The sequence below is a fragment of the Paraburkholderia silviterrae genome (genome assembly GCF_004353915.1).
GTDB classification, from domain to species: domain Bacteria; phylum Pseudomonadota; class Gammaproteobacteria; order Burkholderiales; family Burkholderiaceae; genus Paraburkholderia; species Paraburkholderia silviterrae.
Genome location: NZ_SMRP01000066.1, coordinates 1 through 6,670, shown reverse-complemented (window position 1 = coordinate 6,670; position 6,670 = coordinate 1). Strand labels below are relative to the sequence as shown.

The window sequence follows — 6,670 nt, the reverse complement described above, 5'->3', positions numbered from 1 at the left end:
GCGGGCGGAAGGGTCTGCAAGGAAAACCAGGCGTGCTGCCTGGCGAATGGCGGGAGTACTGCCGGGGAGGCGCGGGAGTACTTCCGGGTCGAATACGCCGGAGTCCTACGAAATTGCGTGTTTCCCACCGGTTTTGGGTTATGCCTCACGGCGCGCGCAGCGCCGCCGGATGGATGAGCCCTTTGTCACTCCGGGTAACGGCGAGTGATGACAGACGCCCCGGAGCCGCTTCGATATAAGGTTAGTGGTCCACTGCGTCACACTGGCGGTTTGAGCGGCTTTCTTTTGCCTACTTTTCTTTGCCGCTGCAAAGAAAAGTAGGTGCCGCCCCGCACAGGGGCAACACATATATACCTACATGAAATCAAGGAAAGGCCAACAACAACAACAACCCACAACAAATCACCTCTCAAACACACTCTAACGCTCGCCCCACGCCCCACGTCACTCACAGCGGGGCACGAGCGCCGGCCCTTCATCAACAGGCCGAAGCCGCGCATAAAACACAAGTGCGAACATGCAAAGCGCAATAGCCGCTTCGAGTGCGGCACGCGTGCCCGACGCTTCCATCAACTCGCCCCCGGCAATAGATCCCACACCAAAACCAAGCGCAAGAAACCCCGGCGAAAGCGCAGCAAACCGCCCGACAAGATCATACTGCGGGACCGTCGCAAAGATCAGCAGCGCACCGCCGGTCCAGCAAACGATGAACACGACCGAGCCAAGTGCAAACGACAGCGGCGAAGGCGGCAGCGCGAGCGACACTGCAGCAAGGACACACCCCGTGAGATTAAACAGCGTCCAGCGCCGCAAGCCGCCACCCACGCCGAGCTTCGGCATGAGCACACAGGCAGCAAGACTCACGAGATTGGCAGCCGCCAGCACGATGGAAATATACGAGCCGCTCAGCCCGGCATCTGCGCCAATTTTCTCCAGGAACGTCCATACGACACCCACGCCGCCGTACAACGCAAACAGTGCAACGAGCGAGAGCAGCGCGCCGCCCTTGTCGACGCGTCCTCCTGCTATCTGTTGCGGCGTCGAGAGCGTCTCGCCGCGCTCGAACCACCCTGCGACGCAAGCGAACGGCACGGACAGCGCAGCCACGAACGTGAAGACGCCAGGCGCGCCCCAAGCAGCGCCGAGCGATGGAATCACGAACGCGAGCAACGCCATGCCCCAGAGCACCTGCCCCATCACGAGCATGCCGAGGTGCCGCTCAGGCGTGGTCGTGTACGAGAGATACCGCATCGCAATGCCATTGAGCGCCCCCGATCCCATGCCCGCCACGCAACGCAACAGCGCAAACGCGACGAACCCGTGCACGCCGAGCGTCGCGAGATTCGCGGCTGCCGCCAGCACCGCCGCGGCAAGCAGCACGAGCCGGACCGGTTGGCGTCCCAGCACGAACGCCACGAGCAGCGCGCCGCACGACATGCCGAACACTTCGGCGAAGACCGCGATGCCAAGTGTCGCCTCGCCGAAGGCCCAACGCTGGGCGACCTGTCCAACCACTGCGGGCAGCCCCATGAACACCGTCGGCGAAAAGACGCCGAGCGCCACCATTGCCGCGACGAACGCAGGCTGCGATCGTCGTGTGCTGTTTTCCTTATTCATTGCACCATCCTGTCTCGAGCCCGGGCATCGTGGCCCGGGCTGTCTCCTCTACACGCGCGCAACGCAGCGTCGCGCGCGTTACTTCGAAAGCATCGAAAGCGCCGTGTCTGCAACCCGGTCGGCCCGGGTCACGCGCGGCGCATTACGCATGCAGCGCCTCCCGCACGAAATCGCCCTGCGCGTGCGTGACCTCGCCGTTCATCATCGTGAGGCCCACCTCGACCTTGCCGATCTCGTACTTGCCCACCTCGAACAGGTCGCGTTCGAGCACGATGAGGTCCGCGCGCTTGCCCACGGTCAGCGAGCCGATTTCGTGCTCCATGCCGAGCTGATACGCACCGTGGATCGTGTACGCGGCAATCAGCTGCGGGATGCTCAAGCGCTCGTTGATGTCCGGGAACACGGGCGCATCGGGCTCGCCGGCAAGCTGGCGCGTGTGGCCCGACTCGATATGCTCGACGGGGTGGTGCTGGCATCGGCACTGGCATGCGAGCCCGTCCATGCCGATGGACACCGTCACGCCCTCTTCGATGAAGGTGCGGAACTTGTACATGCTGCTCCAGCGCTGCTCGCCGTAAAACTCGCGAATCGCCTTCGTATAGGTGTCGACCACGCCCCATTGCAGCTGCGTGTTCGCGAGCACGCCAAGGCGCCGGAAACGCGGAATGTCGGCCGGATGCGTGAGGAACGCATGCGTGATCACGTGGCGGCGATCGCGCGGCGCATTGAGCGTGTTGGCGCGCTCGATCGCGTCGAGCGCGCCGCGCACGGCCGCGTCGCCCACGCAGTGCACCATGACGTCTACGCCGTTGCGGTCGGCCTCCAGCACGAAGCGGTTGAAATCCTCGATCGGCGTGTTCGGCTCGCCGCAGTAGTGCGGACGGTCCGCATACGGCTCCAGCAGATACGCCGTATGGTTCATCTCGGTGCCGTCGAGGAACAGCTTGAGCGTGCGCGCCTTCACGAGCGGCGACTGATAGCGCGCGCGATACGCGAGGATCGTTTCCACAGGGTCGCGCGTCGCCTCTATGGCCGCATAGCTGCCCACCACGCGCAGCTTGAGCGCGCGGTCGCGCTCCATGCGCATCAAGGTCTCGTACAGCCACGTCTGATCGCCGCTCGGGTCGATGAAGCCAGCATCGAAGACGGTCGTGATGCCCGCCGCCACCAGCTTCTTTTGCCACTTCACGAACGAGTCGTAATAGAGCTCGCCCCACGGCGGCAGATAGCCGGCCGCGGAGAGGCGGCGCATGAGCAGCGAATAAGCGGCGCCGTCGACGATCACGCCCGTGGGCTCGCCCGACACCGGATCCTTTTCGAACCAGCTCGCGCCCTCCTCGACAGGCGGCGTGGACGCGTCGATCCCGCCAACCTCGAGCGCCTTCGAGTTCACCCACATGGTATGAAAGTCGGTCGAAAGCAGGCAGACCGGGCGCTCGGCGCAGATCGCGTCGAGCGTCTCGCGATTGAGCAGCTCGGCGGGCATGGCCGCCTGCACCCAGCCCATGCCGATGATGCTCTTCTCGTGCGGATGCGCGTTGACGTAGGTGCGCAGCGCGTCCAGCACCTGCTGCGGATCCTCGAAGTTGATGAATGCCTGCGAGGCGAACGCTGTGGTGGAGAAATGCCAGTGCGATTCGACGAAGCCCGGCAGCATCAGCCGGCCGCCGGCGTCGATCGTGCGTGTATGTGCACCGGCAAAGCGCTGCGCACCGAGCGTATCGCCGACGAAGACGATCCGGCCCTCGCGCACGGCAACCGCGCTCGCCCAGGGACAATGCGGATCGACGGTATAGGCCCGTGCATTCGTGAAAATGACGTCGGCCGGCGTCTCCTTGTGTTCGTTCTGTAGATTCATGACGAGATTCAATGTGGAAATTCAACGTGCCTTTGATCCAAGGCAGGCGACAAAGGTATCGGCTCGCCCCGCCCAGGTATGCCCTACTCGAAGGGGGGCAACCCGCAATTTCCGGCGCTGCGCGCGCGCCTGCGCCGGCCCGGGCGATCCGCTGCGCATCGCGCCAATGCGGCGGATGAGGCCGCTGGAGTCCGCGCGCGGCCGCGGATACTGGACGGATTCACGGATACTGGCGGCGCGGGCTTTCTGATAATGTTCCGCGCAAGACTGACAAGTGGACTGACCGGGGGTGACACCATGCAACTGAACGTCGACCCATTCAATCAAAGCGCGCGATACCTCAACGTGCCAATCAGGTCGATGGGCGAGGTCGTCGAAGCCGTCGGCCTGCCGCACTTCGTGCACCGCCTCACGCTGTTTCTGAACGATCTCGTGCCGCTCGACTACGTGCACGTCGAGCGTTCGCGCCTCGACAGCCGCTCGCCGCTCGGTTATCGCAGCGAGTGGCTCGGCAGCGGTGCCGTGAGCGAAGCGCAGTCCGTCGTCGACGACGTGATGGCGCTCTACTACGAGCGGTTCCAGGCCCTCGATCCGCTATTCGCAGACATCCGGACCACCGTCGGCACGCATCTCGTGGTACGCGACATGACTCAGGTGCCTGCCGGCGAGTTTCGCGAGCGGATTTTCGACAGCCGGGAGGTCGCCCACGAGTGCGTGCTGACAAAGAGCGACCGGGGCACGCAATGCTCGCTCGCGCTGGTGCGCCGCGATCATCTCCCGCCGTTTTCGCTCGCAGACCTGAATTATTTGCGGCACCTCGGCGACCTGCTTTTTCCGCTACTGGAGCTGCACGCGTCCACGGCTGCGATCAAGCGGACCACCAGCGCCGTGGTCGATACCGATCCGCTGGCGCTATTCGACGCGCGCATTGCAAGCGACGGCATCCGGCTTTCGAAGCGAGAATACGATGCGTGCCGGCATTTGATCAGGGGGCATACGGTGCCGGAGATCGCGACGATTTTGGGCGTGCTGCAAACGACTGCGAAATCGTACGTGCAGCGCGCGTTCGCGAAGCTCGGGGTGAGGACGCGGCGCGAGCTGGCGCAATGGGCGCTGGGGCAGCCAAAGCAGGAGGATTGAGCCGTTTGATTCTGGGCGCCGCTCGTGCGGCGAACGAACATCCCCAACCGCTACAATGCCCGGCACGATTTCAATCTGGATAGAGCCCCCATGTACATCGTCTCGCTGACCTACACCGCCTCGCTCGAACGCATCGACGACGCCCTGCCGGCCCATCGCATCTGGCTCGATGCGCAATTCGCCGCCGGCAATTTCGTGGCAGCGGGGCCGAAGGTGCCGCGCGACGGCGGCGTGATCCTTGCGTCGAACATGGAGCGCGCGCGGCTCGACGCCCTGCTCGCTAACGATCCGTTTGCCGAGCAGGATCTCGTTGCCTACACCATCACGGAGTTCAAGGCCACGCGTCTCGCGCCGGGGCTAAACCTGCCGCGCTCCGAGGCGTTGTGAAAGTCGAAAACTAGGAACTCGAAGCCTTCGTCGCCGTGGCGGAGCTCGGCACGTTTCATCGCGCCGCCGAAAAGCTGCACCTCACGCAGCCGGGGCTCTCGCGCCGCATCCAGAAGCTCGAGCAGGCGCTGGGCGTCGAGCTGTTTCACCGCACTACGCGCAGCGCCACGCTTACAGGCGTGGGCCGCCAGTTCCTGCCGATGGCGCGCGAGCAGATCGCGCGTCATGAGCACGCTCGCGATGTTCTGGAGCCTGCCTTCGCGCATTCTCGCCGGCGAGGCGGCCGCGAGCGGCGCGGGCCTCGTGAACATCGGCGCGGCCATCGCGGGCTTCGTGGGCCCGTCGATCATGGGCTACCTCAAGGGCCTCACCGGCAGCACCGAGCTGGGCGTCGCCTTGCTCGCGCTTGCGCTCTTCAGCGCGGCGGCGCTCATCCTCGCGATTCCGCGCCGCTTCATGGGACGCGCATGAGCGCGGCGAAGACGTGGATGCCATAGACACCACGCAATGCGCAGATGCAGCGGTGCCGATATGGCGCCCTCACTGCGCCTGTATCATCCCCGACCAGACGATCTCCAGCTCCACGCCAATCGAGCGCGCGAGGCCGTCCAGCCCCGGAAACAGCGAGGCGTTCGTGATGTTCATGCGGTAGAGCCACTTCATCGCGTCCATGCGGATACGCGCGGGCAGCACGATCTGATGCAGCAGCTCCTCGTTGCTTTCATAGCCGTCGAGAATCGCTTGCAACGGCTTGTCGATCACACCGGGCACGACGAAAGTGCCCGACTGCGCCACGAGCCGGTCGTCCATTTCGGTGGGCTCGCCCGACCAGAGAATTTCGTTGGTATTGCAGAAGAAATAGCGTTCGAAGTGACCGGGCACGCGTGGGTCGATCACGTCGCGCGTGAGCACCGGATCGGCTTTCGGGCGGGCGCGGTTGTTCCAGAGCGCGGGCGTGTTCAGGGCGTAGACGGCGGCGTCGCCGGTCGCGCGCTCGAGCGCAAAGAAGGCCGCCACGAACGGGCTTTTCGTGAAGTCGAGCAGCCGGGTGGGCGCGCCGTGGTGCTGCATGAGAGCGAGACAGCGCAGATCGTCGGCGAGAATGCCGGGATGCGCGAGGAAGTTGTGCGCCTTGCGGCGAAACACGCGGATCGCGCGCTCCTCGCGCGCGCGCCATTGGCTGCGATCGCCTACGAAGTCGCGCATGTAGCGCGAGAGCGAGCTCTCCAGCCGCCACTGGGCGTTCTGCTGCCCGCGGAATGCCCATCCATCGAGCTGAGTCGTCAGCTCCATGAACTGGTTCCAGTTGGCGAGTTCGGTGGTCTGCATGAGTATTGTCCTCGGGCGGCGCGAGGCCTGGGGGTGATTGTCTGGCGCATGGTGTGCGTGCGCGTGCGCGTGACAGACACGCTAGCACACCGACGATTACATGGCGAAGTCAATATCCCCATATGCACGACCCGTTGCAGTTGCCACTTGCAGATGCGCCCATTCGGGTGAGCGCGCGATTTGCTGCGCGCATGTTGCTCGGTTTTTGTTGTCAATCTTGCTGGTGTTGGCCTTTCCTTGTTTTCATGTCGGTATATTAGCGTTGCCCCTGTGCGGGGCGCACCTGGGGGTGTCAGAATTTCCGTGTTTAAGGCGAGTTGAGAATTACACGGATGATCT

At 64.2% G+C, this 6,670-nt stretch carries 5 protein-coding genes and 2 pseudogenes; 4 read left to right on the top strand and 3 right to left on the bottom strand.

Annotation, left to right across the window (positions count from 1 at the left end; genetic code table 11):
* Positions 1–444: 444 nt before the first annotated feature.
* Positions 445–1,617 (bottom strand): MFS transporter, encoded by a 1,173-nt coding sequence (locus EYW47_RS40435; protein WP_133200391.1) that lies wholly within the window; start codon positions 1,615–1,617, stop codon positions 445–447.
* A 142-nt stretch (positions 1,618–1,759) separates the two neighbouring features.
* Positions 1,760–3,475, bottom strand: a complete 1,716-nt coding sequence (locus EYW47_RS40430; RefSeq protein ID WP_133200390.1) for an amidohydrolase — start codon at positions 3,473–3,475, stop codon at positions 1,760–1,762.
* Positions 3,476–3,772: 297 nt separating this feature from the next.
* Between EYW47_RS40430 and EYW47_RS40425 the strand changes: the two genes are divergently transcribed.
* From EYW47_RS40425 to EYW47_RS40410, 4 genes and pseudogenes are all read left to right on the top strand, one after another.
* Positions 3,773–4,615 (top strand): helix-turn-helix transcriptional regulator, encoded by an 843-nt coding sequence (locus EYW47_RS40425; RefSeq protein ID WP_133200389.1) that lies wholly within the window; start codon positions 3,773–3,775, stop codon positions 4,613–4,615.
* A gap of 90 nt (positions 4,616–4,705) precedes the next feature.
* Entirely contained in the window at positions 4,706–5,002 is a 297-nt protein-coding gene (locus EYW47_RS40420) for a YciI family protein (RefSeq protein WP_133200388.1), read from the top strand.
* A gap of 35 nt (positions 5,003–5,037) precedes the next feature.
* Positions 5,038–5,226, top strand: a pseudogene (locus tag EYW47_RS40415) (LysR family transcriptional regulator); the annotation flags it as partial.
* Positions 5,225–5,473: pseudogene (locus tag EYW47_RS40410) on the top strand (MFS transporter); the annotation flags it as partial. The pseudogenes EYW47_RS40415 and EYW47_RS40410, both read left to right, overlap by 2 nt.
* Before the next feature lie 69 nt (positions 5,474–5,542).
* Here the strand turns inward: EYW47_RS40410 and EYW47_RS40405 are convergent.
* Entirely contained in the window at positions 5,543–6,331 is a 789-nt protein-coding gene (locus tag EYW47_RS40405) for an FRG domain-containing protein (protein ID WP_133200387.1), read from the bottom strand.
* Positions 6,332–6,670: the final 339 nt, after the last annotated feature.

Bases quoted from the DNA above. Each gene is read 5' to 3' on its own strand.
- EYW47_RS40420 (WP_133200388.1), top strand. From the start codon at position 4,706: ATGTACATCGTCTCGCTGACCTACACCGCCTCGCTCGAACGCATCGAC.
- EYW47_RS40430 (WP_133200390.1), bottom strand. From the start codon at position 3,475: ATGAATCTACAGAACGAACACAAGGAGACGCCGGCCGACGTCATTTTC.
- EYW47_RS40425 (WP_133200389.1), top strand. From the start codon at position 3,773: ATGCAACTGAACGTCGACCCATTCAATCAAAGCGCGCGATACCTCAAC.
- EYW47_RS40435 (WP_133200391.1), bottom strand. From the start codon at position 1,617: ATGAATAAGGAAAACAGCACACGACGATCGCAGCCTGCGTTCGTCGCG.
- EYW47_RS40405 (WP_133200387.1), bottom strand. From the start codon at position 6,331: ATGCAGACCACCGAACTCGCCAACTGGAACCAGTTCATGGAGCTGACG.